This window comes from Alloyangia pacifica, from assembly GCF_020524285.1.
Lineage (GTDB): Bacteria > Pseudomonadota > Alphaproteobacteria > Rhodobacterales > Rhodobacteraceae > Salipiger > Salipiger pacificus_B.
Genome location: NZ_JAIVKX010000025.1, coordinates 1 through 26,540, shown reverse-complemented (window position 1 = coordinate 26,540; position 26,540 = coordinate 1). Strand labels below are relative to the sequence as shown.

Annotated in this window: 27 protein-coding genes and 2 pseudogenes; 13 read left to right on the top strand and 16 right to left on the bottom strand. The window is 68.5% G+C overall.

The annotated features are described in order from the left end of the window. Positions 1–24: 24 nt before the first annotated feature. From LC039_RS25500 to LC039_RS25490, 3 genes are read right to left on the bottom strand one after another with little or no spacing between them, the layout of a single operon-like run. The gene (locus LC039_RS25500) at positions 25–762 is read right to left on the bottom strand and encodes an amino acid ABC transporter ATP-binding protein (protein WP_226629478.1); all 738 of its coding nucleotides are present in this window, start codon (positions 760–762) and stop codon (positions 25–27) included. After that, positions 762–1,433, bottom strand: coding sequence for an amino acid ABC transporter permease (locus LC039_RS25495; RefSeq protein ID WP_226629477.1), 672 nt, complete (start codon positions 1,431–1,433; stop codon positions 762–764). Before LC039_RS25495 ends, LC039_RS25500 begins: the two co-directional genes overlap by 1 nt. Positions 1,434–1,483: 50 nt before the next feature. After that, entirely contained in the window at positions 1,484–2,269 is a 786-nt protein-coding gene (locus tag LC039_RS25490; RefSeq protein WP_226629475.1) for an ABC transporter substrate-binding protein, read from the bottom strand. A 165-nt stretch (positions 2,270–2,434) separates the two neighbouring features. Between LC039_RS25490 and LC039_RS25485 the strand changes: the two genes are divergently transcribed. Next, the gene (locus LC039_RS25485; protein ID WP_226629469.1) at positions 2,435–3,157 is read left to right on the top strand and encodes a FadR/GntR family transcriptional regulator; all 723 of its coding nucleotides are present in this window, start codon (positions 2,435–2,437) and stop codon (positions 3,155–3,157) included. A gap of 131 nt (positions 3,158–3,288) precedes the next feature. On the opposite strand, the pseudogene LC039_RS25480 reads toward LC039_RS25485, so the two are convergent. Beyond that, positions 3,289–3,519: pseudogene (locus LC039_RS25480) on the bottom strand (amino acid ABC transporter ATP-binding protein); the annotation flags it as partial. A gap of 67 nt (positions 3,520–3,586) precedes the next feature. Between LC039_RS25480 and LC039_RS25475 the strand changes: the two are divergent. Next, positions 3,587–3,961 (top strand): annotated as a pseudogene (locus tag LC039_RS25475) (IS110 family transposase); the annotation flags it as partial. Positions 3,962–4,026: 65 nt separating this feature from the next. Here the strand turns inward: LC039_RS25475 and LC039_RS25470 are convergent. The 4 genes from LC039_RS25470 to LC039_RS25455 all read right to left on the bottom strand — a co-directional run bounded on the left by LC039_RS25470 (position 4,027) and on the right by LC039_RS25455 (position 7,695). Continuing rightward, positions 4,027–4,791: an SDR family NAD(P)-dependent oxidoreductase gene (locus LC039_RS25470; protein ID WP_226629467.1), complete on the bottom strand. Its 765-nt coding sequence runs from the start codon at positions 4,789–4,791 to the stop codon at positions 4,027–4,029. 10 nt (positions 4,792–4,801) lie between these two features. After that, positions 4,802–6,130 (bottom strand): TRAP transporter large permease, encoded by a 1,329-nt coding sequence (locus tag LC039_RS25465; protein WP_226629465.1) that lies wholly within the window; start codon positions 6,128–6,130, stop codon positions 4,802–4,804. Beyond that, entirely contained in the window at positions 6,123–6,611 is a 489-nt protein-coding gene (locus tag LC039_RS25460; RefSeq protein WP_226629462.1) for a TRAP transporter small permease, read from the bottom strand. Before LC039_RS25460 ends, LC039_RS25465 begins: the two co-directional genes overlap by 8 nt. Before the next feature lie 79 nt (positions 6,612–6,690). After that, positions 6,691–7,695 carry a DctP family TRAP transporter solute-binding subunit gene (locus LC039_RS25455; protein WP_226629461.1) on the bottom strand — a complete coding sequence of 335 codons (1,005 nt, stop codon included), beginning with the start codon at positions 7,693–7,695 and terminating at the stop codon, positions 6,691–6,693. Between the two features lie 195 nt (positions 7,696–7,890). On the opposite strand from LC039_RS25455, the gene LC039_RS25450 reads away from it, so the two are divergent. The 7 genes from LC039_RS25450 (at position 7,891) to LC039_RS25420 (ending at position 15,624) form a co-directional block, all read left to right on the top strand. After that, a complete protein-coding gene (locus LC039_RS25450; protein WP_226629460.1) occupies positions 7,891–8,703 on the top strand; it encodes an IclR family transcriptional regulator in 813 nt (270 codons plus the stop codon). Positions 8,704–8,713: 10 nt separating this feature from the next. Then, positions 8,714–9,883 (top strand): acetyl-CoA acetyltransferase, encoded by a 1,170-nt coding sequence (locus tag LC039_RS25445; RefSeq protein ID WP_226629458.1) that lies wholly within the window; start codon positions 8,714–8,716, stop codon positions 9,881–9,883. Then, positions 9,880–11,520 (top strand): acyl-CoA synthetase, encoded by a 1,641-nt coding sequence (locus tag LC039_RS25440; RefSeq protein ID WP_226629456.1) that lies wholly within the window; start codon positions 9,880–9,882, stop codon positions 11,518–11,520. Before LC039_RS25445 ends, LC039_RS25440 begins: the two co-directional genes overlap by 4 nt. Then, on the top strand, positions 11,517–12,347 hold the full coding sequence (locus LC039_RS25435) for a hypothetical protein (RefSeq protein ID WP_226629455.1): 831 nt from the start codon (positions 11,517–11,519) through the stop codon (positions 12,345–12,347). The genes LC039_RS25440 and LC039_RS25435 overlap by 4 nt, the downstream gene beginning before the upstream one ends. 327 nt (positions 12,348–12,674) lie before the next feature. After that, positions 12,675–13,658, top strand: coding sequence for a TRAP transporter substrate-binding protein (locus LC039_RS25430; protein ID WP_226629453.1), 984 nt, complete (start codon positions 12,675–12,677; stop codon positions 13,656–13,658). Positions 13,659–13,727: 69 nt separating this feature from the next. After that, a complete protein-coding gene (locus LC039_RS25425; protein WP_226629452.1) occupies positions 13,728–14,285 on the top strand; it encodes a TRAP transporter small permease subunit in 558 nt (185 codons plus the stop codon). 40 nt (positions 14,286–14,325) lie between these two features. Continuing rightward, positions 14,326–15,624 (top strand): TRAP transporter large permease, encoded by a 1,299-nt coding sequence (locus LC039_RS25420; RefSeq protein WP_226629450.1) that lies wholly within the window; start codon positions 14,326–14,328, stop codon positions 15,622–15,624. 92 nt (positions 15,625–15,716) lie between these two features. On the opposite strand, the gene LC039_RS25415 is transcribed toward LC039_RS25420, so the two are convergent. Genes LC039_RS25415 through pxpB form a run of 8 tightly spaced genes read right to left on the bottom strand, consistent with a single transcriptional unit; the run spans position 15,717 to position 22,702 of the window. Beyond that, a complete protein-coding gene (locus tag LC039_RS25415; protein ID WP_226629448.1) occupies positions 15,717–16,130 on the bottom strand; it encodes a VOC family protein in 414 nt (137 codons plus the stop codon). Between the two features lie 34 nt (positions 16,131–16,164). After that, complete coding sequence (locus LC039_RS25410; protein ID WP_226629446.1) at positions 16,165–17,343, bottom strand: M24 family metallopeptidase; 1,179 nt, start codon at positions 17,341–17,343, stop codon at positions 16,165–16,167. Between the two features lie 15 nt (positions 17,344–17,358). Continuing rightward, the gene (locus LC039_RS25405; protein ID WP_226629445.1) at positions 17,359–17,994 is read right to left on the bottom strand and encodes a GntR family transcriptional regulator; all 636 of its coding nucleotides are present in this window, start codon (positions 17,992–17,994) and stop codon (positions 17,359–17,361) included. Beyond that, positions 17,991–19,265: a hydantoinase/carbamoylase family amidase gene (locus LC039_RS25400; RefSeq protein WP_226629443.1), complete on the bottom strand. Its 1,275-nt coding sequence runs from the start codon at positions 19,263–19,265 to the stop codon at positions 17,991–17,993. The genes LC039_RS25405 and LC039_RS25400 overlap by 4 nt, the downstream gene beginning before the upstream one ends. Continuing rightward, a complete protein-coding gene (locus LC039_RS25395) occupies positions 19,262–20,224 on the bottom strand; it encodes an NAD(P)-dependent oxidoreductase (RefSeq protein WP_226629437.1) in 963 nt (320 codons plus the stop codon). The genes LC039_RS25400 and LC039_RS25395 overlap by 4 nt, the downstream gene beginning before the upstream one ends. Then, entirely contained in the window at positions 20,221–20,886 is a 666-nt protein-coding gene (locus LC039_RS25390; RefSeq protein WP_226629435.1) for a GntR family transcriptional regulator, read from the bottom strand. The genes LC039_RS25395 and LC039_RS25390 overlap by 4 nt, the downstream gene beginning before the upstream one ends. Continuing rightward, complete coding sequence (locus LC039_RS25385) at positions 20,883–21,947, bottom strand: biotin-dependent carboxyltransferase family protein (protein ID WP_226629433.1); 1,065 nt, start codon at positions 21,945–21,947, stop codon at positions 20,883–20,885. The genes LC039_RS25390 and LC039_RS25385 overlap by 4 nt, the downstream gene beginning before the upstream one ends. Then, positions 21,944–22,702 (bottom strand): 5-oxoprolinase subunit PxpB, encoded by a 759-nt coding sequence (pxpB, locus tag LC039_RS25380; protein ID WP_226629431.1) that lies wholly within the window; start codon positions 22,700–22,702, stop codon positions 21,944–21,946. Before pxpB ends, LC039_RS25385 begins: the two co-directional genes overlap by 4 nt. A 139-nt stretch (positions 22,703–22,841) precedes the next feature. Here pxpB and LC039_RS25375 point away from each other — a divergent pair, with 139 nt between their 5' ends. The 4 genes from LC039_RS25375 to LC039_RS25360 form a co-directional block, all read left to right on the top strand. Continuing rightward, positions 22,842–23,621, top strand: coding sequence for a LamB/YcsF family protein (locus LC039_RS25375; protein WP_226629428.1), 780 nt, complete (start codon positions 22,842–22,844; stop codon positions 23,619–23,621). 4 nt (positions 23,622–23,625) lie between these two features. Continuing rightward, positions 23,626–24,492 carry a D-amino-acid transaminase gene (locus LC039_RS25370; RefSeq protein ID WP_226629427.1) on the top strand — a complete coding sequence of 289 codons (867 nt, stop codon included), beginning with the start codon at positions 23,626–23,628 and terminating at the stop codon, positions 24,490–24,492. 84 nt (positions 24,493–24,576) lie between these two features. Then, positions 24,577–25,791 (top strand): pyridoxal phosphate-dependent aminotransferase, encoded by a 1,215-nt coding sequence (locus LC039_RS25365; RefSeq protein ID WP_226629425.1) that lies wholly within the window; start codon positions 24,577–24,579, stop codon positions 25,789–25,791. A 63-nt stretch (positions 25,792–25,854) separates the two neighbouring features. Continuing rightward, on the top strand, positions 25,855–26,540 hold a 686-nt coding region (locus LC039_RS25360), incomplete at its 3' end, for a dihydrodipicolinate synthase family protein (protein WP_226629423.1).

The window sequence follows — 26,540 nt, the reverse complement described above, 5'->3', positions numbered from 1 at the left end:
TGTGTCTTTCTTGGTGTGTCTTGTTCAGTGGTCCAGCACGGCGTGCAGGAAGTTGCGAGTGCGCGTCTCGCGCGGGGCCGAGAAGAACTCCGCGGGCGGCGCGCTCTCGATCACCTCGCCGCCGTCCATGAAGATCACGCGGTCGGCGACCTGCCGGGCGAAGCCCATCTCATGGGTCACCACCACCATGGTCACGCCGGTCTGCGCGAGGTCGCGCATCACGTCGAGCACCTCGCCGACCATCTCGGGGTCGAGCGCCGAGGTGGGCTCGTCGAAGAGCAGCACCTGCGGCTCCATTGCCAGCGCCCGGGCGATCGCCACGCGCTGCTGCTGGCCGCCCGAGAGGCCGCTGGGATACTTCTCGGCCTGCGAGGCCAATCCCACCCGCGCGAGCAGCTGGTCGGCCTGCGCCGCGGCGGCGGTCTTGCTCGTACCCCGCACGCGGCGGGGTGCGAGCATGATGTTCTGCCGCACGGTGAGATGCGGGAAGAGGTTGAAGCTCTGGAAGACCATGCCGACCTCGGCGCGCACCTTGGCGAGATTGGCACCGGGCAGCACCGGCACGCTGTCGACGTGGATAGCGCTCTCGGTCGAGAAATCCTCGAGCCGGTTGATGCAGCGGATCAAGGTCGATTTCCCGGAGCCCGAGGGGCCGACCACGCAGACCACCTCGCCGCGCGCGATCTCGAGGTCGATGCCACGCAGCGCATGATAGTGGCCGTAGTACTTCTGCAGGTTTCGGATGCTGATATATCCCGGCATCAGGCTTTCCCCCGGCTGAGCCGCCGTTCCAGCCGCGAGACAAGCAGAACCAGCGGCAGGAGGAAGGCGAGGTAGATCGCGGCGGCACCGATCAGCGGGCTCGGGTTGGCCGCAAGCGCTTGCGCCTGCGTTGCCTGCTTCAGCAGATCGGGCATCGCCACGACCGAAGCCAGCGCCGTATCCTTGACCACGTTGATCGAATTGTTGGTGAGTGGCGGGATCACCATGCGGATCGACTGCGGCAGGATCACGTCGACCATCGTCTGTCGGTGCCCCAAGCCCAGGGCAGCGGCGGCTTCGAACTGGCCCTTGGGGATCGCCTCGATGCCGGAGCGGAATATCTCGGCGGTATAGGCACCCGAGACCATGGTCAGCGCGGTCATCGCCGAAACAAATGGCGAGAGCCGCACCCCTATGAAGGGCAGCGCGTAGTAAACAATGATGAGCAGCACCAGCAGCGGGATCGACCGGAACACGTCGATGTAGATGCGTGTCAGGATCCGCACCGGGGACACCGCGTAGAGCCGCATCATGCAAAGCGCGAGCCCGAGCACCAGGCCTGCGAGAATGCTTGCGGCGCCCAGCTCGAGCGTGAGCCAGAGCCCCTTGAGCAGCATCGGAAAGCTGCGGGCGAGCACCTCGAGATTGAAGAAGGTTTCGAACAAGTCCATCGGGATCCCCTGCTGTGACCCGGGCACCGGGGCGCCCGGGTCACGCGCAATTACTTGGCGGTCGGCATGTCGAGGACGGTGGCTGTCGAAGTTCCGGCCTCGGGCGCTGCGCCGAACCACTTCTCATGCATCTCTGCGAGGATGCCATCTTCCTTCAGTCCGCTGAGGATCTCATTGACCTCGGTGGCCAGTTCCGCGTCCTTGGCGAACATGAAGGAGTATTTCTCCCCGGTCTCGATGCGCTGAACGACCTCCAGCGCCGGCTTGTCCCTCACGTAGTACTGGAGCGCCGGGATGTCGGAGATATAGCCGTCAATCCGCCCCGCGGTCAGATCGAGCATCGCCGGTTGCAGCCCTTCGTAACGGCGGATGTCGGCAAAGCCGTATTCCGCAGCGTGCTCGGTGGCCCACATGTCGCCGGTCGAGCCGGTGTCGACCCCGACGACCTTGTCCTTCATTTCTTCCAGCGACGCGGGACCTTCGGCGGCCACGGTCAGCGACTGGTCGCTGTCGTAATAGGGCTGGGCGAAGCTCACCGACTGCAGGCGCTCGTCGGTGATGGTGATCGAGGACATGGCCATGTCGATGCGGCCCGACTGCACCGCGGAGAACAGCCCGTTGAACGGGATATTGACGATTTCCACGTCGCGGCCGAGCTGCGCGGCCACGGCATTTGCAAGGTCGACCTCGAAGCCGACAAACGCACCGCTCTCATCCTGAAACTCCCACGGCACGTTGCCGATGTTTGCGCCGACCTCCAGCGTCTCCTGCGCCTGCGCGGCGCCACCGAGGGCCGTGGCCATGATCCATGTCGGAACGATGAGTTTCCTAAGCATTGTTTTCTCCCTGTTGTTATGCCGCCCGTAGCGGTTTCTTGCATACTGGTCCGACCGGTCATACCGGTATGATCACGCTGGCAAGATATTTGCAATTGTGCAATCAATAAATTTGGCATGGCGCACGCCGTCGCCGCAGGGACTGCTCAATTCGAGGACGGAGCGATGGAAGAGGACTATGGAAAGCTGCCGGTCACGGAGGTCGTCACGCGCCGGATCCAGGAGATGATCCGCAGCGGCGAATTCCCGCCCGATGCCAAGCTTCCCTCGCAGCGCATCCTGTCGGAGCGGCTCGGCGTCTCTCGGGCCTCACTGCGCGAGGCGCTTCTGACGCTCGAAACGCTCGGGCTGATCCGCACCCTGCCCGCGCGCGGCACCTTCGTCAGGGGCGAGGGCACACAGGCGCCCAAGGCCGGGCAGAACTGGCGCCACGACGCTCGCTTCTCGATCACCGAGGTCTTCCAGACCCGGCTCGTCATCGAGTGCGAGATGTGCCGGCTCGCCGCCCCGGTGATGACCAAAGCTCGACTGGAGGAACTTGCCGAAGCCGCACGCACCTTCGAGGTGGCCTGGCGAAACGGCGATTTGCTGGCGCATGTCGAGGCCGACCTCACCTTCCACTCGCTGATCGCGGATGCCTGTCCGAACGCCATGCTTCGGATGTTCTACCAATCGATCCATGACGTGCTGAGCGAGAGCCAGCGAGTCCCGATCCCGAACACGGAGGTCTCGCGCATGGAGGCCTCGATCTCCGAGCACCACGCCATCTTTGCCGCCCTCACGGCGGGCGACGGCCCAGCGGCGGCGGAGGCGATGCGCACCCATATCGGCAATACGGCGTCGATCGCTGGGGTCAAAGTCATGCCACGGGAACCAGGACACAGCTGAGGTCCATGCCGCCGAAGGTCACGCTTGGGCCACCGTAAAAAGCGCTTCCGAAACTTCGCCGGATGGACCTAGTGCGACAGGCATCTAAGGAACCGCTGCAGCCGCGCGTCCTTCGGCGCCCCGAAAGCCTGCTAGGGCGCCCCTGCCTCGACGATCTTGCCGTCATGCATGAAGATCACGCGGTCGGCTATCTCGCGGGCGAACTGCATCTCGTGGGTAACGATCAGCATGTTCTGTTTGCGCTCGGCAACCCAGCGCATCAGGTCGAGCACATCACCCACCCACTCCGGGTCGAGCGCAGAGGTCGGCCCGTCGAACAGCATCAGTTCTGCACCGATGGCCATGGCTCGCCCGATGCCGATTATAGGATGGCCCACCCTTCACCGCCCTTGAGGTATCCTCCTGGCATCGAAGGAGAGGGAGAAAGCAATGAAGGTATCGGTCATCGGAATTGATCTCGGCAAGAACTCCTGCAGCTTGGCAGGAATGGATGAAACAGGGCGCCTGGTCTTTCGAAAGCGGGCGAGCCGTTCTGGTCTCGTCGAGACAGTTGGGAAGCATCCCGGCTGTATGGTCGCGATGGAGGCTTGTTGCGGGGCGCATCATCTCGGCCGGGTCTTCGCGGAGCTTGGGCACGAGGTGCGCCTGATGTCACCTGAATATGTCCAGCCCTACGTAAAAGCTCAGAAGAACGATGACCGTGATGCAGAGGCGATCGCTGAAGCTGCGACGCGTCCGACTATGCGCTTCGTGCCGGTGAAGACACAGGCACGATCAGACCTCCAGTCCCTGCACCGAGCACGTGCGCGCGACAGATCTGTCCAGGCGAGCGCAATGCGATTGCCACCTCCCGACTGGTCCCGCCAGGATCAGACGCGCAACGCCGGCAGGCCGACGCCGGTGGACTGGAAACCGCCGTCCGAGGCGATGGTCTGGCCGGTCACGTAGCTCGCCTTCTCCGTGCACAGGAAAACGATCACCGAGGCGATCTCGTCCTCCGAGCCGTAGCGGTTGAGCGGGATGGCGTCGTGATAGGCCGCGATGATCTCGGGCGAATGCACCGCCATCGCGAGTTTCGTGCGCACCGGGCCGGGCGCAACGCAGTTGGCGCGGATGCCGTATTCGCCCAGCTCCGCCGCCTGTTGCTGCGTGAGCTGGATCACCCCGGCCTTGGAGGTGCCATAGGCCACCCGCAGCGTCGAGGCGCGCAGGCCGGAGATCGACGCGATGTTGACGATGGCGCCCTGCACCTGCTTCAGGTGCGGCACCGCCGCTTGCGAACACAGGAAGACGCCGTCGAGGTTGGTCGCCATCACGGTGCGCCAGCGTTCGAAGGTGGTCTCCTCGATGGGGCCGAAATCGGCGACCCCGGCGTTGTTCACCAGCGCGTCGATGCGGCCGAACTTTTCGGCCACCTCGTCGATCATCGCCGCCACCTGCTCGGGCTGCGAGACGTCGCAGACCACCGGCAGCACGTTCTCGAGCGGCCCGGCCTCGGCCATCAGCACCTCGGCGTCGCGGTCGATCATCGCCACGCGGCGACCCTCGGCGAGGAACTGCTTGGTCGTGGCAAGCCCGATGCCGCGTGCGGCGCCGGTGACGATGGCTGTCTTCTGGGCGGTCTTTTCGGTCATGGGATACTCCTCAGTTGGCGGGGCCGAGCAGGCCGAGAGAGAGTTGCGGAACGGCGCCGATCACCGCCAGCCCGATCACGCAGACCAGCAGGAAGGGCAGCGCGCCGCGGGCGACGCGCTCGATCGGCAGGCGGGTGACATTGGCGGCGACGTAGAGGTTGATGCCCACCGGCGGGGTGATCAGCCCGATGGCGAGGTTGACCATGACCAGCACGCCGAACCAGACCGGATCCCAGCCCAGCTCGCGCACCACCGGCATGAAGATCGGCAGGCAGATGAACATCACCGTCACCGCGTCCATGAACATCCCGGCGATCAGCAGGATCAGCATGATGACCAGCAGGATCACCGCCTCGTTGCCCGACAGGCCGAGCAGCGCGCCCGAGTAGCTGCCGACCAGATCCTCCACCGTCACCACCCAGCCGAAGAGACTGGCATAGGCGACGACGAGCATCACGGTGGCCGAGGAGGCGGCGGCATTGCAGAGCGAGGCGTAGAGGCCGGAGAGGGTCAGCGTGCGGTAGATCAGCCCGCCGACCAGCAGCGCGTAGACCGTGGCGACCAGCGCGGCCTCGGTCGGGGTGAAGATGCCCGAGTAGATGCCGCCGAGGATGACGACCGGCGTCATCAGGCCCCAGAAGCTTTCCTTGAACGACAGCCACAGGCGCGCGCCGTAGGACCTGTCGGCGTGCCGCGTAGGGCTCAGCTTTTCCAGCGACGGCGCATCTCCGGCCCTCGGCTTGGCGAAGGGCAGCGTCAGGAGCATCATGCCGCCCATGAAGAGACCGGGCAGGATGGCGGCGAGGAAGAGGTGCGAAATCGAGGTCTCGGCGATCACCCCGTAGATCACCAGCCCGATCGACGGCGGGATGACGATCGACAGCGCCGCGCCGGTGCAGACAAGGCCCGCGGCGTAGGGTTTCGGATAGCCGTCCTCTTCCATGCCCTTGATGATCATCGGGCCGATGGCGGCGACCGAGGCCGGGCCGGAGCCGCTCACCGCGCCCCAGAACAGGCACACGGTGGTGCCGACCACGCCCATGCCGCCGGGGGTGCCGCCGATCAGCACGCGGAAGAAGCGGATCATCCGCTCGGCGATGCCCAGCGAGCCCATGAGCGTGCCCGCGAGGATGAAGAAGGGAATGGCCAGCAACGAGAACTTGGTGATGCCGGTGGCGATGAGATCGCCCGCCAGCTCGAGGCCGAAGCCGATCTGCCACATGGCGTAGAGCGCCGAGAGACCGAGCGAGAAGGCCACCGGCACGCGCAGCGCCAGCAGGATGAAGAACAGGATCACCATCTCGGTGCCTGCGGGAAGTCCGGGGATCAGGTCATACATCGGGGATGACCTCGTGATCCTCGCCGGTGCGCCAGACCACCCAGGCGTGCTGCAGGTAGCGCACCAGCACCAACGCAAAGCCGAAGGGCACCGCGGCCTGATAGTACCACGCGGGGATCTGCAGCCCGTAAGAGCGCATGCCGTTGCCCATCATGTTGGTCATCGCCTGCCAGGAGAACCACGCCGAGAGAACCAGCAGCAGCGCCGAGGCCAGCACCGACAGCGCAAAGACCACCCGCCGCGCCGGGCGCGGCAGCAGGTCGTGCACGAGGCCCACGGCCAGGTGCTCGCCGCGCCGCGCCGCGATGGCGGCGCCGAAGATGGTGAGCAGCAGGAAGCCGTTGGTCAGCAGCTCCTCGGTGGCGGCCAGCGAGTAATGCGTGCCGTAGCGCACCACCACATTGGCAAAGCCGAGAAAGGTCATGGCCAGGAAGAGCACCGCGCAGATGATCTTCTCGGCCTCGCGCAGGATGAAGGCCATTGCCCCTCCCTTGGATCAGCAGGCGAGTGTCAGCGGAACGAAGCGCGTGTCCCCGCGGGGACACGCCGTGTTGCGGGCGTTACTTCGCGCCGTCGATGGCGGTCTGGAAGCTCTGCACCAGCTCGGGGCCGACCTTGGCCGCCCATTCGTCGAAGGCGGGCTGGGTGGCTTCCTTGAAGGCGGCCAGCTCCTCGGCCGACGGCTCGTAGACCTCCATGCCCTTCTCGCGCAGGAAGTCGATGCCGGTGGCGGTGGCCTCGCGGCTGATCTCGCGCTGGTAGCTCATGGCCTCGGTCGCGGCGGTCTTCAGCTTGTCCTGGGTCTCGGCGTCATAGCTGTCCCATTTCTTCTGGCTGATGCCGATGAAAATCGGGTCGTAGGAATAATGCCAGGTGGTCAGGTATTTCTGCACCTCGTAGACCTGCTGCGGGATGATCACCGCGCCGATCGGGTTTTCCTGACCATCCACCACGCCCTGCTGCAGCGCGGTCATCGTCTCGCCCCACTGCATCTGCTGCGGGTTGGCGCCGAGCGCGTTCATCACGTCGATGTACATCGGGCCGGCGACCCGCATGTTGAGGCCCTTCATGTCCTCGGGAGTCTTCACCGGGCGGGTGTTGTTGGTCACCTCGCGGAAGCCGTTTTCGCCCCAGGCCAGCACGATGATGCCCTTCTCGGCGAGGATCGCGGCGAGCTGTTCGCCCGGCGCGCCCTGCGTGGTGGCATCGACCTGCGCGTAATCGGCATAGAGATAGGGCAGCGAGAAGGCCGCCATCTCGGGCACCAGCGGGGTCACGTTGATCGCCGAGGTCACCACCAGATCGAGCGCGCCGCGGCCGACCATCTCGGCCTGGCGCATCTGGTCGCCGCCGGCGAGTTGGGCATTGGGGAAGACCCGCACGGTCAGGTCACCGCCGGTCGTCTCCGACAGCAGCTCGGCGAACTTGTCGGCGCCCTTCTGCCAGGTCGTGGTGTCCCCGGTGTTGTGCGACAGGCGCAGGGTCTCGGCGGCAGCCGCGCCGACCATCATCGCGCCCGCAAGCACGGTTGCCAGGGCAGTGCTGCCCAGTTTCGCGAAAGTCATTCTGTCCTCCCAGAGTCTTCGGGCCGTCTTCGCCCTCGTCCCGCGCGGCCTCCCTGCCCCGCCTGACGATCCACATCATGGAACAGTTTCATTGCCACGGACAAGAAGAACTTGCAATATTGTGAAAGGAACAAAATATTGCGGGCAACTTTGCGAAGTCTCGTGGGAGGAGGCGGGCCGTAGAAGGTCCATATTATGGAACAGGTGAAGGCAGAAAACGGTGCCCTCGCAGGCAGCCAGAGCGTCGACCGCGCGCTGGCGCTGCTCGGAATGGTCGGGCGCCGCCCGCTCGATGGCGCGAGCCTTGGCGAGCTGGTCGCCGAGTCCGGTCTCAACAAGCCCACCGTCCGCCGCCTGATGCTGGCGCTGATCCGCAACGGCATGGTCGAGCAGAACGAGGACAGCCGGCGCTACTTCCTCGGCGAAGAATCCTATATTCTCGGGACCTTCGCCGCACATCGCCACGGGCTTCTGGAACTGTCCTTCGAAACCCTCGCGCGGCTGGCGCAGGACACCGGGGACGCCGCCTTCCTGTCGATCCGGCGCGGTTTCTCCTCTCTCTGCCTGCACCGCGAGGAAGGCACCTATCCGATCCGCACTTACGCGCTGATGACCGGGCGGCTGCACCCGCTGGGCGTTGGCGCGGGCTCGCTGGCGATGCTTGCCGCCTTGCCCGACACAGAGGTCGAGGCCGCCCTCGCCGCCAATGCCGCGCGGCTGGAGGAGGACTACCCCGGCCTGCCGCCGGAGCAGATTCGCGCCCGGGTCGCCGAGACACGGGCCAAGGGCTACGCGCTGAACCCCGGTCTGGTGTTTCCCGACTCATGGGGCATGGGCGTCGCCCTGCGACGCCCGGACGGCGCATTGGCCGGCGCGCTGTCGCTGGCCGCCATCGAAAGCCGCATGCAGCAGCCGCGCCGGGAGGAGCTTTTGGCGCAGCTCAAGGCGGCGGCGCAGGAGATAGAAGGCACGCTCGCGCAGCTCTACGCCGCGCGCACCCGCATTTGAGGAGGACATGATGCGAGACCCACAGATCGTCGGTTGGGGCCACACGCCCTTTGGCAAATCCGAGCACCCCGACACCGAAAGCCTGATGGCCGCCGCCGTGAGCGAGGCGCTGGAGCACGCCGGGATCACCCCCGAGGACGTCGACGGCATCTTCACCGGCGTGTTCAACAACGGCTTCTCGCAGCAGGATTTTCAGGGCGCGCTGGTGGCCATGGGCGACGCGCGTTTCGCCCATACCCCCGCCACCCGCTACGAGAACGCCTGCGCCACCGGGTCCGCCGCCCTGCATGGCGCGATGGATTTCATCGCCGCCGGGCGCGGCCGCATCGCGCTGGTGGTGGGCGCCGAGAAGATGACCGCCACCCCCACGGCCGAGGTCGGCGATATCCTTCTGGGCGCCAGCTATTGCAAGGAAGAAGCGGACATCAGCGGCGGCTTCGCCGGGCTCTTCGGGCAGATCGCGGGCAGCTATTTCCAGCGCTACGGCGACAAGAGCGAAGAGCTGGCGATGATCGCCGCCAAGAACCATTCGAACGGCATGGCCAACCCGCTGGCGCATATGCGCAAGGATTTCGGCACCGCCTTCTGCAACACCGTATCGGACAAGAACCCGATCGTCGCGGGGCCGCTGCGGCGCACCGACTGCTCGCTGGTGTCAGACGGGGCGGCGGTGCTGGTGCTCGCCGATCCCGAGACCGCGGCCGAGATGAAGCGCGCCATCGCCTTCCGCGCCCGCAGCCACGTGAACGAGATCATGGCGCTGTCGCGCCGCGACGTGCTGGAATTCGCCGGCGCCCGCCGGGCCTGGGCGCAGGCCTTCGAGACCTCGGGGCTCACGCTGGATGACCTGTCGCTGGTCGAGACCCACGACTGCTTCACCATCGCCGAGATGCTGGAATACGAGGCCATGGGCCTTGCCGAGCGCGGCGATGGCGGGCGGGTGATCCGCGAGGGCATCACCGCCAAGGACGGCAAGCTGCCGGTCAACGCCTCGGGCGGGCTGAAGTCCAAGGGCCATCCCATCGGCGCCACCGGCGTGTCGCTGCACGTGATGGCGGCGATGCAGCTTGCCGGGGACGCGGGCGAGATGCAGATCCCCGGCGCCGAGATCGCGGGCGTGTTCAACATGGGCGGCGCGGCGGTGACCAACTACGTGTCGATCCTGGAGCGCGTGAAATGAGCGCCGGCGCCATCGACCTCTCCGGCGGAATGCCCCCCGTCTCGACGCGGGTGATGAACCTTGCCAACTTCCTGACCGAGAGCGCCCGGCGACACCCGCAGGACGTGGGCTTCGTCTGGGGCGCGCAGAGCTGGACATGGGCCGAGATGGAGGCGCGCTCGGCTGCCTTCGCCGCCGCGCTGTCGGGCAAGTTCGGGCTGAAGAAGGGCGACCGGCTGCTGGTGCAATCGGCGAACAACAACCAGATGTTCGAGGCGATGTTCGCCTGCTGGCGCATCGGCGCGGTCTGGGTGCCCGCCAACTTCCGCCAGTCGCCCGAGGATATTGCCTTCCTCGCGCAGAGCTCGCAGGCCAAGGGGATGCTCTGCGAGGCCACTTTCCCAGGGCATGCGGCGGCCTGCGAGGGCCTTGGCTTCACCATCGGCATTGGCGACGGGCTCGGGGAGAGCTACGAGGCGCTGGTTGCCGAGCACCTCGGCCAGCACCCGCCGCAGGCGGAGGTGCAGCGCGACGATCCCTGCTGGTTTTTCTTCACCTCCGGCACCACCGGGCGGCCCAAGGCGGCGGTTCTGACCCACGGCCAGATGGCCTTTGTCGTCACCAACCACCTGTGCGACCTGATGCCCGGCACCGGGCCCGAGGATGCCTCGATCGTCGTGGCGCCGCTGTCGCATGGCGCGGGCATCCACCAGTTGGCGCAGGTGGCGCATGGGGTGAAGACGATCCTGCCCGCAGGGGCCAAATTCGACCCGGACGAGATCTGGGGGCTGGTCGCCAAATGGAAGGTCACCAACCTCTTCACCGTGCCGACCATCGTCAAGCTGCTGGTCGAGCACCCCTCGGTGCACGACCATGATTATTCCAGCCTGCGCTACATGATCTACGCGGGCGCACCCATGTACCGCGCCGATCAGGTGCGCGCGCTGGAGGTGCTGGGGCCGAAGCTGGTGCAATATTTCGGGCTTGGCGAGGTCACCGGCAATATCACCGTGCTGCCGCCCGCGCATCATTCGGTCGACGACAGCGCCATGCGCATCGGCTCCTGCGGCTTTGCCCGCACCGGCATGCAGGTGCAGATCCAGGACGCCGAGGGCAAGGAGGTCGCGCCGGGCGAGACCGGCGAGATCGCCGTCATCGGCCCTGCCGTTTTCGCCGGCTACTTCGACAACCCCGAGGCCAACGCCAAGAGCTTCCGGGGCGGCTGGTTCCTCACCGGCGATCTGGGGCACATGGACGCCGAGGGCTTCGTCTACCTGACCGGCCGCGCCTCGGACATGTATATCTCGGGCGGGTCGAACATTTATCCGCGCGAGATCGAAGAGAAGATCCTGCTGCACCCCGAGATATCCGAGGTTGCCGTGCTCGGCATGCCCGACCCGGTGTGGGGCGAGATCGGCGTCGCGGTCTGCGTGGCGCGCGGCGCGTGCGTGGCACCCGAGGCGCTGCTCGACTGGCTGGGGCCGAAGATCGCCCGCTACAAGCTGCCGCGCCACGTGGTGTTCTGGGAGGAGATGCCGAAGAGCGCCTACGGCAAGATCACCAAGAAGATGATCCGCGAAGAGCTGATCGCCCGCGGCGATCTGCCCGAAGCGCCGGATCAGAAGGTGCCCGCCCGGAAGGAGAGCGCCGCGCAATGATCCCGCTGCAGACTCTTAGCCATCCCGGCCCGCGGGCCGAGGCGCGCTTCACCGCCCTGCCCTGCCGCGCGCATCCGGTGGCGCTGCGGCTGGCCGCGGGGATGAGCGTCGAGCAGGCGGTGGTGCGGGGCTTTGCCGAGGCCGGCTTCTCGGCGGGCTACCTGCGGCTGTCGCAGGTGGCACTCGCGCGGCTCTGCTACGTCATCCCCGCGCCCGCCCCCGGCGACGGGCGCGCGGCCTGGTACAGCCGCACCCATGTGCTCGAGCCGGCGGTGATCGCCGAGGCGGGGCTGCACCTTGGATGCAAGGACGGCGCGCCCTTCCTGCATTGCCACGGCCTCTGGTCCGAGCCCGAGGGAGACCGGAGGATGGGGCACCTGCTGAGCCCCGATTCCGTGCTGTCCGAGGATGCGGTCGTCACCGGCTGGGGCCTTGCCGGGGCAGCGCTCGAGGTTGCCCCGGACCCGGAGACTGGCTTCGACCTCTTCACCCCGCGTCCGCAGGAGGCGGCGCAGGGTGGCGCCCCCGCCCTTCTGTGCACCCTGCGCCCCAATGGCGATCCGCACGCGCTGCTGGCGCAGGCGGGCGCCGCGCTTGGCCGGGCGCGGATCGAGGGGATCGGTAGCCTCGTCAACACCAGCTTCGCGCAGGGACGGCTCGAGAGCTACGCCACCGAAGTTCTGTTGCGCGCCGGGCGGCTGACCGGCGAGAGCGTCATTCTCAATGCCGCGTCGGTGGGGTTCGACGGGGTGCCGATGACCGGCGTGCTGTGCCCGCACGAGAACCGCATCTGCATCACCGCCGAGCTGTTGCTGATCGGGGAATAGCCCCGCTCCGATCCCGCAGCGGGCGCCCGCATCAATCCGCATCAGTCCCGATCAGGTCCGTGCAGTGGCCGCGCCCGCCGTCCCATCCTTGGGGCGGTGTTTTTGGCGCGCGGGGAAGGCTTGCGCTGTCCTCTGCTCTGCCGAGAGACACAATCCGGCTATTTGGCGATCTCCACCCCTGAATTATGATGAATATATGTGCGCCGCGTGTCTGGGGCGGTGTTTCTCATCGCGACTCCCTTTCTTACGGATACTAGTGGTATACTGAAACTCCTGCAGATCGCCGCGCGCGGTCCTTCTGAAAAAACGCCAACAGGGGTTCGACACATGAAACATGGAATTGGCATCAGCATCGCGACGCTGGGCATGGCCCTGGGGTCGGCCGTCGCCGCTCAGACGAGCTGGGACATGTCCGTCGTCTGGCCGGAAGGCAACTTCCACACCCAGAACGCGATGGCCTTCGCCGAGCAGGTGAGCGACGCCACCGACGGTGACGTGCAGATCACCGTGCACTCGGGCGGCGCGCTCGGCATCAAGGGGCCGGAAGGCATGGCCGCCGTGCGCGACGGGCTGGTTCCGATCGCCGACATCCTGATGAGCCAGCAGGTCGGCGAGAACCCGGCGCTGGGTGTCGAGACCCTGCCCTACCTCGCGCCGACGCTTCCCGACCTGGCGCTGCTGCACAAGTTCTACCGCCCGGTGATCGAGAGCATCGCCGAGGACATGAACCAGAAGCTGCTCTATATGGTGCCGTGGCCGGGCCAGGCGGTCTATTCGCCGGAGCCGATCGAGACGCTGGCCGACCTCGAGGGCCTGACCATCCGCGTGGTCGACGCTAACGGCGACGCCTTCTTCAACGCGCTTGGCGCCGCGCCGCTGCAAATGCCCTGGGGCGAGGTCGTGCCCTCGCTGGCCGCCGGCACCATCAAGGGCGTGACCACCTCGTCCTCCTCGGGCGTCGACGGTGCCTTCTGGGAGTTCATGGACAACATGAACACCTTCAACTGGCAGTCCTCGTCGAACATCGTCACGGTCAACCTCGACAGCTGGAACGCCCTCGACCCCGAGGACCAGCAGGCGATCGAGGAGGTTGCCGCCGAGCTCGAGGGCCAGTTCTGGCTGAACTCGGCCAATGAGGACGCCAGCAAGATCGCCACGCTGAAGGAAAACGGCATGACCGTGTCGTCGCCCTCGCCGGAACTGCAGGAAGCGCTGCTCGAGGCGGCGCGCCCGCTCTGGGACGCCTTCAAGGAGCGCGTGCCCGAAGTGGCCCCGGTGATCGACAACTACCTCGCCGTCCGCGGAGAGTGACAGATCGGGTCGGGCCCAGGCGGGCCCGGCCCCTTGCTTCCCCCTGAAGCTGGCAGAAGGCACAGAACGATGGCGAACGCCCCTGACCACAGCCCCTCCCCAAGTCAGCCCGGTCGGTTCGAGGCGCTCATCGCGCCCATCGACGCGCTGACGCGGGCCGGCAACCTGATCGCCGGCCTCGCGCTTTTGGCAATCCTGGTGATGATCACCGCCGAGATCCTCTCGCGGAACCTGCTCGGCAGGTCGATGGCGTTCTCCTGGGACTATTCCGCCTACGCCATGGGCGCCGCCTTCATGCTGGGCTCGGCCGACGCGCTGCGCAGGGGCGCGCATGTGCGGGTGACCGCCGTGCTCGAGAGCGTGCCGCGGCCGCTCTCGCGGCTTCTGGAATTCGGCGCCTGCCTCGTCGGTCTCGCCGCCTGCGCCGCGCTGGCCTGGGCGCTGACCGAGATGGCCTACCTGTCGTTCCAGCGCGGCTCGACCTCGGCCACGGTCATGCGCACGCCGCTGGTCTGGCCGCAGAGCCTCGTGGCGCTCGGCGCGATCATCCTGACGCTGCAGTGCCTTGCGCAGCTTCTGCGCCTGGGCCGCGGCGAGCGGCTGGCCGAAGGCGCGGCGATCGAATGAGCCCCTCCCCCGTCAAACACCCGTCCCGAAAGGCGCCGCGATGACCCAAATTGCAACCTCCCTCATGGGGATCCTGGTCCTGCTGCTGGGCTCGGGCCTGTGGATCGGCCTCGGCCTGGTCGCCACCGGTGTGGCGATGATCGCGCTGTTCCGCCCGCAGATGCCCTTCGTAAAGCTGCTGGCGCAGCAGTCGTGGAACGTTCTGTCCTCGCCCGAGCTGCTGGCGCTGCCGCTGTTCATCCTGATGGCCGAGGTGCTGTTCCGCACCAATATCTCGGCCTCGCTGTTCACCGGGCTGACGCCCTGGCTGCGCCGCGTGCCGGGCCGGCTGACCCATATCAACGTGCTGGGCTGCACGCTCTTCGCCTCGGTCTGCGGCTCCTCGGCGGCGACCACCGTCACCGTCGGCCGGATCACCGCGGGCGAGCTGCTCAAGCGCGGCTACGACCGCAACCTGGTGATCGGCTCGCTGGCCGGGGCCGGCACGCTCGGCTTCCTGATCCCGCCCTCGACCATCATGATCATCTACGGCGTGATGGCCGAGGAATCGATCCTGCGCCTGTTCATGGCCGGCATCCTGCCCGGCGCGCTGCTGGCGGTCGCCTACATGGGCTACATCGGCATCCGCGCCAAGCTCTCGCCCGAGGCCATCGGCGAGGCGCCGCCGCCCTCGAGCCTGATGGACAAGCTGCGCGCGCTGACCGATCTCGGCCCGCTGCTGCTGCTGATCGTTTTCGTCATCGGCTCGATGTACGGCGGCATCGCCTCGCCGACCGAGGCCGCGGCCGCCGGGGTCATCGGCGCCATGGTGATCGGCTTCGCGCAGCGCAAGCTCGACCTCAAGGGGCTGCTCGCCGCCGCCCGCCAGGCCGCCGAGAACAGCGCGATGATCGGCCTCATCATGGTCGGCGCGATGTTCCTGTCGACCGCCATCGGCTATCTCGGCCTGCCGCGCTACATCGCCGGGGTGATCAACGGCTGGGGACTGTCGCCGCTGGCGCTGATCGCCGTGCTGCTGGTGTTCTACATCCTGCTCGGCATGGTGATGGAGGGGCTGGCGATCATCGTCATGACGCTGCCCATCACCCTGCCGCTGGTCGAGGCCGCGGGCTACGACAAGATCTGGTTCGGCGTGTTCATCGTGATCGTCGTCGAGATGGCGCAGATCTCGCCGCCGGTGGGCTTCAACCTGACCGTGCTGCAACGCCTCACCGGCGACAGCATCGGCAAGATCACCCGCGCGACCATGCCGTTCTTCCTGATCATGGCGGCCTTCGTCTTCCTGATCGCGCTGTTCCCGCAGATCGTCAGCATCGTGCCGGATCTCATGCGGGGCTGAGGCCCCGCAGCCACCACTCACGGGAGATCCGGACATGAAGAAGCCCCCGGCCATTTGGCCGGGGGCTTCGCGGTTTCGGGCAGGGGGTCGGATCAGGCGGCGAAGAGGCCGTCGAAATCCTTGAACCCCTTGATCTCGATCGGGTTGCCCGACGGATCGAAGAAGAACATCGTGCGCTGCTCGCCTGGCTCGCCCTCGAAGCGGATGACCGGCGGGATGTCGAACGCGATGCCCTTCTCGGCGAGGCGGTCGGCCAGCGCCAGCCAGTCGTCGAGGCGCAGCACCGCGCCCATGTGCGGCATCATCACCATGTGCTCGCCGACCTTGCCGGTGCGGGTGACGGGGAAGGGCTCGCCCAGGTGCAGCGAGAGCTGGTGGCCGAAGAAGTCGAAATCGACCCAGGTGTCGGTCGAACGGCCTTCCTCGCAGCCGAGGACGTCGCCGTAGAAGGCGCGGGTCTCGTCGAGGTCTTTGACGTGAATCGCGAGGTGGAAAAGAGATTTCATGGTGCGTTCCATTGTCTTGGGGGTCTTAGGTGGGTCAGCGAAGGGTGATCTGGCGGGGCAGCGACGACAGCGGCTCGGCGCCGGATTCGGTGACGATCACCGTTTCCGAAACGCCCACGGTGAAGCGGCCGTAGTCGCGCAGGGTGATGGGCAGGTGGAAGACCATGCCCGGCTGCAGCGGCGTCTCGACGCCGGTGAAGAGCGACAGGATCGCACCCTCGCCCCAGTCGGGGGCAAAGGCCGCGCCCATCGAATAGCCCGCGCGCTTGCGGAAGGCGGCGGTGAAGCCGGCGGCGTCGATGACCTCTTGCGCGGCCTCGTGCGGGGCGCTGCAGGGCACGCCGGGGCGCAACGCGGCCAGCGCCGCATCAAGGCCGCGCAGCGCCGTGTCCATCATCCGCTGCGCGGTCTCGGGCGGGGTGCCGATCCAGACCGAGCGCATCAGCGCCGCGTGGTAGCGGTCATGGCTGGCGGCGAGCTCGAGGAAGACGCCGTCGCCCTCTTCGAGCAGGCGCCGCCGCCAGGTGGCGTGCGGGATGCCCGAGCGCGGCCCGGAGCTGACCAGCGGCTCCATCGCCATGGCCTCGGACCCGGCCTCGATGGCGGCGGCGGTCATCGCGGCGGCAACCGTGTTCTCGCTGGCCCCGGCGCGGCAGGCTTCGATCGCGGCGGCCATGCCGGCCTCGGCGTAGCCCGCCGCCAGCCGCAGCGCGGCCAGTTCGCGCGGCGATTTCACCGCGCGCAGCGTCTCGGTCCAGCCCGAGCCGTCGAGCAGCGAGAGCCCGGTCAGCGCGGTCTCGATCCGGCCCATCATGTCGGGGCTGACGAACCAGCCCGAGCGCTCGACCGCCAGCCGCTGCACGCCCTGCGCGCGCACCAGCGCGGCCAGCGCCGCCGCCGGGTCCTGGCCGTCCTGCCAGGTGTGGATGGTGTCGAACCAGGCATCGGCGCGGGCGCCGGTTTCCTCGAGCTGGCGCACCAGCAGCACCGGCTCGCCCTCGGCGGGCATGAGCAGCGCCTGGAAGGCGAAGTAGCCGGCGGTCTGCCGCCCGGCGGTCCAGAAGATGTTCTCGGGGCCGGTCAGCAGCAGCGCGTCGGCGCCCTCGGCGCGGATCCGCGCCTGCAGTGCCGCGGCGCGGGCGCGGAATTCCTCGGCGGGAAAGACGGCGGCGCTGCCGGCGAAGGCGGCGGGGGTGTGCAGGGTCTTGTTCATGCGGTCTTGGAGTCCTCAGGAAGCGTTGAACGTGCCGAGGAAGCGCGCCCGGACGTGATCGAAATGCCCGGCCATGCGGGCCGCGGCGAGTTCCGCGTCATGCGCGGCGACGGCGTCGATGATCTCGACGTGCTCGCGGGCCTGATCGACGAAAGTGTCATAGGTGCGGGTCAGCGAGCAGCGCCGGGCGATGCCGCGCTGCTCGTCGAGGATGGCGGGCAGCAGGTCGAGCCGGGCGGCGCGGGCGATGGCGCGGTGGAAGGCGCCGTCGGCCTCCCAGAAGGCGTCGAAGGTGACCGGTGCGCCGTCGACGATGGCCTGCATCTGCGCGCGGATCTCCAGCAGTTCCGCGCTCGCGCCGAACCCGGCGGCGCGGCCCGCGGCGGCGGCCTCGAGTTTCTGCCGCAGCTGCACGATCTGCAGCAGCTGTTCCACCGTCACCGAGCGCACCAGCACGACGCCATTGCTGAGCCGGTCGACCATGCCCTCGCTTTCGAGCCGCGAGATTGCCGCGCGCAGCGGCGTGCGCGACACCCCGAGCGTCTCGGTCAGCGCACGCTCCGAGAGCACCGTCTCGGCGGGGATGCGGCCCGCGACGATGTCGTCGCGCAGCCGGGCATAGGCGGTTTCGGCCAGCGTAGCTCCGCTCATCCGGCGCTCTCCTGCACGATGGCGAGGAACACCGCCGCGACGGCGCGGGCGAGATCGGCCTCGTCCATCGCCTCTTCGGGGCAGTGGCTGCCGTTCCAGTTGCGGATGAAGACCATCACGCTGTCCCAGCCGGCGGCGCCGAAGGCCGCGGCGTCATGGCCGCCGCCCGAGAGCATGCGGCGCGGGCTGTCGCCTTGCAGCGCGGCGCCCTTTGCGACGAACCGTGCCATGGGTTCCGACAGCCGCGCCGGGGCCGAGCGGCTCTGCTCGCCGAGCTCGAAGCGGATGCCGGGACGGGCGGCCTCGATGCGGGCGATCTCGGCCTGCAGCGCCGCGTCGGCCTCTTGCAGCGACGCCACCTCGTCGGAGCGCAGGTCGAGGCAGAAGCCCGCGTGGCCCGGTACCTTGGCCATGGCGTGCTGCGGCGATGCGGCGTCGAGCTTGCCGAAGGTGACCGTCAGATCGTGGCCCGCGTCGAGCATCCGCGCCCAGACAGCATCCATCGCGAGGATGAGATCGGCCATGGCCACCACCGTATCGGCGCGGCTGGCGCGCGGCGCGCCCCCGGAATGCGCCCAGGTGCCATGCACCTGCGCGTTGCGGTAGCGCAGCCCGCCGCGCACCGCGTCGACGATGGCATAGGACTCGCCAACCTCGTGCAGCACGGGCCCCTGCTCGATGTGGAACTCGAGGAAGCGCGCCGGGGCGGGCGGCACGATGCTGCGGACCGCTTCGGGGTCGAAGCCTTCCATTTTCAGGTGCTCGGCCAGCGACAGGCCGGTGTCGGAGCGCCTGGCCTCGAAATCCTCGGGGTTGAGGCGGCCCAGCCCGGCGCGCGAGCCGGCGTAGGAGACCGGGAACCAGACGCTTTCCTCGGCGCGGGTTACCGTCAGCACGATGTCGGAGGCCGGGGTGATCCCCTCGGCGCGCAGCGCGGCGATCACCGCCAGCGCGCCGATGACACCGGCCTGCCCGTCGTAGGCGCCGCCCTGGCTGACCGTGTCGAGATGCGAGCCGATGTAGAGCGGCGTGGCGGTGCGGTCACGGCCCGGCAGCGTGGCAAAGAGGTTGCCCGCCGCATCGCGACGGATCTCGCAGCCGAGGGCGCTCGCCTCGTCCTCGATCACCGCGTGGGCCTCGCTTTCCAGCGGGCTGTAGGAGGGCCGGGTCCAGCCCGGGCCGCCTTCGGTGATCGCGTTCACGCGGGCGAGCACGCGCGAGAGGGTCTCGGCAATGAGCGCGCGCGGCGGATTGGTCAGCGTCTCGGTCATGCGCCTGCCTTTTCGGTCTGTTTCGGAAGCGCCGGGGTCAGCACGGTTTCGGGCACGCCGCCGGTTAGCGCGGTGACAACGTGGCCCGCCGCGCCCAGGGCGACCCGGCGCAGCGCCTCCTCGGTGGTGCCGCCAAGGTGCGGCGTGAAGATCACGTTGGAGAAGTCCGCCAGCGGGCCGGTGCCCGCGCCATGGCTGTAGACGTCGAGCGCCGCGCCGCCGCACTGGCCGCTGGCCAGCGCCTCGGCCAGCGCGGCCTCGTCGACCAGCTCTGCCCGGGCCACGTTGACCAGCTGCGCGCCGGGCTTCATCGCGGCGAACCGCGTGGCGTTGAACATGTGGTGGGTCTCGGGGCGCAGCGGCGTGTGCAGGGTCACGAGGTCGGCCTGCGTCAGCCCGTCCTCGAGGCTGTCCACGCGGGTGAAGCCGCCGATGTCCCGCGCGCGCGGCGAGTGCACCAGCACCTTCATGCCGAAGGCGGCGGCGGCCATCTGCCCGAAGCGGCTGCCGATGCTGCCCCAGCCGACGACCATCACGGTCTTGCCCGTGAGCTCGCGGAAGCTGATCGACTCGCGGAAGCCCGGCGTGCCGGCGCGTTCCCAGCGGTCGGCGCCGGTGACGCCGCGCGCCAGCGCCAGCGCAAGGCCGAGGGTCAGCTCTGCCACCGATTGCGCGTTGGCACCGGGGGTGTTGGCGACCATCACGCCGCGCTCGATCGCGGCCTCCTTGTCGACGGCATTGTGGCCGGTGCCATGCACCACCACGGCGCGCAGACGGTCGGCGGCCTCGAAGGCCTCGCGCGGGAAGCCGGCGTCGCGGGTGATCGCGGCATCGCAGCCCCGCACCGAGCGGGCGATGCCGGCGGCATCGGTGCCGCTGCAGGGAACCGGTTCGATGCCGTGGCTGCGCAGGAGGGCGAGCCCGGCGTCATGCACGGGCTGAACGATGAGGCATTTCATGTCCGGAGGGCCTTTTCGGTAAGAGCGGGCTGCACCTTGCCAAGGTGCACGAAGATGGCGTCGCGGGCGTGGTCGAGATGCGCGCCCATGAGGGCGGCGGCCTCCTCCGGCTGGCCGGCGCGCATCGTGGCGAGCATGGCGAGGTGTTCCTCGCAGCCGCGCAGGAAACGCTCGGGCACGACGCGGTGGTCGAAGATGCAGGTGCGCCTGTGCAGGTCGTGGATGACCTTGGCCGCGGCGGTGTTGCCGGCGGCGACGGCGATGGTCGCGTGGAAGCTCTGGTCGACGTGCCATTGCAGGTCGTCCTCGCCCGGCCCCTTCTGCATGAGCGCACGCACCTCGGCCTCGAGCGTGTCGATCTGCTGCGGCAGCAGCCGCCCGGTGGCGGCGCGCACGGCGGAGGGCTCCAGCGCCCGGCGCAGGAAGAAGATCTCGTCGACCTCCTCGGGGCTGATCCGGCGCACCCGCATGAAGCGGCCGGACTGCTCGGCCAGCCCCTCGCTGCGGATCCGCGCGATGGCCTCGCGCACCGGCGTGCGCGACATCTCCAGATCGGCGCAGAGGTGGGTCTCCTGCAGCGTGTCGCCGGGCTTCAACTCGCCCTCGAGAATGCGCCGTATCAGTTCGCGATACGCGGTCGCTGCAAGGTTCTTGCCGCTCATGCCGCCGTGTCCTCCGACAGTTCCAGATCCCGGCCCATCACGGCCTCGGGCTCGACAATACCGCCCGCCAGGTTGCACGACAGCAGAAAGCCGGAGCTGAGCATCATCCCGGTCGCCGGTACCAGCGACGCCAGAACCTCGCGCAGCCGTGCCCGTTCGGCGAGCAGGATGTCCTCGGCGACGTCGCGGCTGACGATCTCGAAGCGCATCTCGGCGCCGGTCGGAAGCTGCGCGAGCCGCGGCAGGTCGGCCGAGATCACCGTGGCGATCTTCGGATAGCCGCCGGTGGTCTGCGAGTCGGCCATCAGCACCATCGGCTGGCCTGACGAGGGCACCTGGATCGCGCCCGACACGATGCCGTCCGAGACGATGTCATGGCCGCGCGCGGCGGGCAGCGCCGGGCCGTCCAGCACCATCGCCATGCGGTCGCGCTGCGGCGAGATGCGGAAGCGGGCGGTTTCGAGCTGCGCGAGGATCTCGGGGGCGAAATAGTCGTCCTGCGGACCGAGCACGATGCGGATCGGCCGCTCTGGCGCGATCGGGCCGGGGCGGGGCGCGGGATCGCGCGGGCGCAGGCAGAGGCCGTCGTCGTCCTCTTCGCCGAGCGGCAGCAGGTCACCGGCCTGCAGCGCGCGCCCCTCGACGCCGCCGAGGGCAAAGCGCAGGTGCGTGGCGCGGGCGCCCAGCACCTCGGGCACGGCGATGCCGCCCGACACGGCGATATAGCCCCAGGTCGCGCCCTTGAGCGCGCCGATCTTCACCACCTCGCCAGCCTCGACCGCGTGGCTCTGGCCGGCGGCCAGCACGCGCTCGCCGATGCGGATGTCGCACTCGCCGCCGGTCACCGCGAGGCGCAGCGCGCGGCCCGCCTTGAAGCTGCCGCCGATGGCGGTGAACTCCAGCGCGGCGGCCGCCAGCGGGTTGCCGCAGAGGGCGTTGGCAAGATCCATTGCCGGGCGGTCCATCGCCCCGGCGGCGGGCACGCCGAAGCGCTTGCGGCCGTGGCGGCCATGGTCCTGCACCGAGAGCATCGGGCCGGTGCTGAGAATTTCCAGGCTCATCGTGCGGCCTCCGGCGTCGGTGTCAGCTCTCCGGCGGCGAGGGCCGCCGCAATCTCGGCGCCCTCGGCGGCGCTGACCGGCACGAAGTGCAGCCGGTCCCCGGCGGCAAAGAGGAACGGCTCGGCGCGGGCGGGATCGAAGGCGCGCCAGGGCGTCCAGCCGACGAAACGCCAGCCCGAGGGGCCGGTCACCGAGTTGATGCTGCCCTGCTGGCCGCCGATGCCGACGGCGCCCGCCGGGATCGACATCCGGGGTTTCGGCAGGCGCGGCGTGTGCAGCGCCTCGGGCAGTCCGCCGAGATAGGCAAAGCCCGGCGCGAAGCCGATCATGTAGACGCGGAAGTCGGCGGCGCTGTGCAGCTGGATGAGCTCCTCCGACGTCAGGTGCTTCTCGCGCGCGAGATCCTCGAGATCGAGCCCGACCTCGCCGCCGTAGACCACCGGCACGTGCCAGCGGCGGGCAGCTTCGGCACTCACCTGCAGCTGCGCGACCCGTTCGGCCAGCGCCGCTTCCAGCGCCGCGCCGCGCAGCAGCGCAGGATCATAGGTCACCAGCAGCGAGCGGTAGGTCGGCACGCATTCCAGCACGCCGGGCAGCGGAAAATCGGTGAGACTCTCGGCCAGCGCGATCACCCGGCGGTTCGCCTCGGGGTCCACGGACTCGCCGAATTGCACCGCCAGAGCGGAGTCGCCCACCGCCAGAAAGGCCGGTGCAGCCCCCGGATTGCCAGCAGGATCATGCGCTTGGATGCTCATCGAAAAACCTTTTCTGCCTTGCTTGCATTTTCAGTATACCAGTTGTATCCGTAATGCAATCAGGCAAACCACCAGACCTGTTCCGGCGCGCTCGGCGGCCGGAAGACCAGACCCACGACCAGATCCCAGGAGGGAGCGAATGACGGTCACCTTGGACCTCAACTGCGACATGGGCGAGAGCTTTGGCGCCTATTCCATCGGCGACGACGCGAAAATGCTCGAAACCGTGACAACCGCCAACGTCGCCTGCGGCTTTCATGCCGGTGATCCGGTGGTCATGCGCCGCACCATCCAGCTTGCCAAGGCGGCGGGCGTGGCGGTTGGCGCGCATCCCTCGTTCATGGATCTCTTCGGCTTCGGACGGCGCCGCATCTCGGGCGAGCGGCCCGAGGATCTCGAGGCGCAGCTGATCTACCAGATCGCCGCGATGCAGGGCATGGCCGAGGCCGAGGGCCACCCGATGACCCACGTGAAGACCCATGGCGCGCTCGGCAACATGGCGGCGACCGACCCGGAGCTCGCCGCCGTCTGCGCCCGCGCCGTGGCCGCGGTTGACCCGTCGCTGGTCTACGTCTCGCTGCCCTATTCCGAAACCTACACCGCCGCCGAGAAGGCCGGCCTGCGTGTCGCTTGCGAGATCTACGCCGACCGCAGCTATACCGACGCCGGCGAGCTGACCTCGCGCAGCCAGCCCGGCGCGGTGATCCACGACATCGCGCAGAGCACCGACCAGGTGCTCGAGATGGTGCTGAACAAGCGCATCCCGACCACCGGCGGCAAGCGCCTGCCGGTCGAGCCCGCCACGCTCTGCATCCACGGCGACACCGCCGGCGCGCCGCAGATCGCCGCCGCCCTGCGCAAGTCGCTGGAAGACAACGGCGTCACCATCGCCCCCTTTGCTGCCCCCGGAAGAGCCTGATCCCATGTCCAGAATTGTCTACCTCAACGGCCAGTGGCTGCCCGAAGAAGACGCCAAGGTGTCGATCTTCGACCGCGCGTTCCTCATGGGCGATGCGATCTACGAAGTGACCTGCGTGCTCGACGGCATGCTGCTCGACTACGCCGGCCACGCCGCGCGCCTGCGCCGCTCCGCCGCCGAGCTTGGCCTGACCCTGCCGCTCGACGATGAGGCGCTGCTGGTGGCGCATCACGAGATCGTCGCGCGCAACGAGATGAAAAGCGGCCTGATCTACCTGCAGCTCAGCCGCGGCGTCGCCGAGCGCGACTTTGCCTTCCCGCCCGAGGGCACCGAGCCGACGCTGGTGATGTTCACCCAGTCCAAGGACGTGCTGGTCAACCGCGCCGCCGAGACCGGCATCTCGGTCGCGCTGCTGCCCGACCTGCGCTGGGGCCGCCGCGACATCAAGACGGTGCAGCTGCTCTACCCGTCGATGGCGAAGATGGAAGCCAAGGCGCGCGGCGCCGACGACGCCTGGCTCCATGAGGACGGGTTCGTCACAGAGGCCAGCGCCGCCACCGCGCATATCGTCAGCAAGGACGGCAAGCTCATCACCCGCGAGCTGTCGCACGCGCTGCTGCCCGGCGTGACCCGCGCCGCGGTGCTCGAGCTGGCCGCGCGCCACGGTGTCGAGATCGAGGAACGCGCCTTCACCCCCGACGAGGCGCGCGACGCCCGCGAGGCCTTCATCACCTCGGCCACCAACTTCGTCGTACCGGTGGTGCGCATAGATGGCGAGGTGATCGGCGACGGGGCCCCCGGCGCGCTGACCCGCGAGCTGCGCGAGCAGTATATCGCGTCGCGTCGCGCCGCCGCGCTCGCCCCCGCCTGATCCCTCCCATTCAGCCCCACGCCGTCCTCCCCGGCGCGGGGCTGTTTTTCAACGGCCCGTCGCCGCCATTCCAGGACCTCACCCATGACCCAGTACCTTGCCAGCCGCATGGCGGCCGTACGCCCCTCCCCGACCATCGAACTTGCGCTGAAGCTGCAGCAGATGAAGGCCGAGGGCCATGACATCATCAGCCTCGGACAGGGCGAGCTCGACTTCGCCACCCCCGAGCACATCGCCGAGGCGGGCATCGCTGCGATCCGCGGCGGTCAGACCAAGTACACCGCCAGCTCGGGCACCCCGGAGCTGAAGGCCGCCATCGCCACCAAGTTCGAGCGCGAGAACGGCCTGAGCTTCAAGCCCTCGCAGATCATCGCCGGCAACGGCGCCAAGCAGCTGGTGTTCAACGCGCTGATGGCGACGCTGGACGCGGGCGACGAGGTGATCATCCCCGCGCCCTATTGGGTCAGCTACCCGGACATGGTCAGCCTCGCCGGCGGCACGCCGGTGATCGCCCCCTGCACCGCCGAGGACGGCTGGAAGCTCACCCCCGAGACGCTGGCCGCGGCGCTGACCCCGAAGACCAAGTGGGTGCTGCTGAACTCGCCGAACAACCCCACCGGCGCGCTCTACTCCGAGGCCGACATCGCGGCGCTCTGCACCGTGCTGGCCGATCACCACACGCTGATCATGGCCGACGACATCTACGAGCTTGTGGTGCACGAGGGCAGCTTCGCCACCCCCGCCAAGGTCGCGCCCGAGCTGGCGGACCGCATCCTGACGGTGAACGGCGTGTCGAAAGGCTATGCGATGACCGGCTGGCGCCTCGGCTATGCGGCGGGGCCGGAATGGCTGGTGCGCGCGATGGACATCCTGCAGTCGCAGAGCACCTCGAACCCCTCGGCGATCTCGCAGGCGGCCACCGTCGCCGCGCTGACCGAGCCGGCGGACTTCCTGCCCGAGCGCAACGCCCGGCTGAAGGCGCGCCGCGACACGGTGATGGCGGCTATCGACAAGATGCCCGGCATCACCTGCGCGACCCCGCCCGCCAGCTTCTACGTCTTCCCCGACTGCACCGGCCTCTTCGGCGCGCGCACGCCCGAGGGCAAGGTGATCGAGACAGACATGGACGTGGCCGACTTCCTGCTGACCGCGGGTCGCATCGGCGTGGTGCCGGGCTCGGCCTTCGGCACCCCGGGCTACCTGCGCCTGGCTTATGCGCTCGACGACGCCCGCCTTGAGGAAGCCATGGCACGGGCGGTCGCCGCCCTCGAAACGCTCGAGATGCCGGTCACGGCCTAAGACCCCATGCCGCCGCGCCTTCGGGCGCGGCGGTTCCGCCCGTTCTTGCAAGGAGGATCCCCCATGACCCTGCTCACCTCGGACGCCAAGGGCGTCTACGTCATCTCCGTCACGCCCTTCACCGACAGCGGCGAGATCGACTGGGACAGCCTCGACCGGGTGGTCGACTTCTACTTCGACAGGGGCGCCGACGGGCTCACCATCCTCGGCATGATGGGCGAGGCGCCGAAGCTGACCCAGGCCGAGAGCCGCGCCGTCGCCGAGCGGGTGATCAAGCGCGCCGCCGGCAAGCCCATCGTGGTCGGCGTCTCGGCGCCGGGCCTCGCCGCCATCGGCGAGCTGGGCAAGGCCGTCATGGACATGGGCGCCGCCGGCTGCATGGTGACGACGCCCGGCAGCCTGAAGACCGACCCGCAGATCCACGGCTACTTCGGCCAGGTCGCCCGCACCCTCGGGGATGACGTGCCGATCGTGCTGCAGGACTTCCCGCTGTCGACCGGCGTGCACATCTCCGACGAGGTGCTGGCCCGGATCATCGACGACGTGCCGCAGGTGGTCATGCTCAAGCACGAGGACTGGCCGGGGCTCGCCAAGATCAGCAAGCTGCGCAAGGCGGAGGCCGAAGGCCGCCGCCGCATCTCGATCCTCTGCGGCAACGGCGGGGTCTTCCTGCCCGAGGAGATGGCCCGCGGCGCCGACGGCGCGATGACCGGTTTCGGCTTCCCCGAAATGCTGGCAGATGTTGTGCG